1 protein-coding gene is annotated in these 296 nt (G+C 49.0%); it reads right to left on the reverse strand.

Annotated features, from left to right (window positions below; all coding sequences use genetic code 11):
• On the reverse strand, nt 1-296 hold a 296-nt coding region (locus AAEZ02_RS22130; RefSeq protein WP_351125146.1), incomplete at both ends, for an IS91 family transposase.

The raw sequence follows: 296 nt of genomic DNA on the forward strand, positions 1-296 counted from the left end.
CCCTTGCTCTGTGACTGCGCCTCCCGGGATTAAACAGTGTAAATGGATGTGCTGAGTTAAGGTTTGTCCCCAGGTATGCAATACCGCAGTGCACCCAAGTTGACCTTGCAAGTGTTTGCGGGTCATTCCAAATCGACTTAAGGTTTGCCATACCGCCTCGAAAAGTGCGCTGTAGAGATGCTTTGCCTGCGCCTCGCTATGAGTGAGTTCATTAAGTTCATGGGGTAAGGTAAACACCAAATGAAAGTAGCGACAGTGCAGTACTTGCTGTTGCTGCTTATCTATCCATGCTTGGG

The sequence above is a fragment of the Shewanella sp. T24-MNA-CIBAN-0130 genome, assembly GCF_040310185.1.
GTDB lineage: Bacteria > Pseudomonadota > Gammaproteobacteria > Enterobacterales > Shewanellaceae > Shewanella > Shewanella psychromarinicola.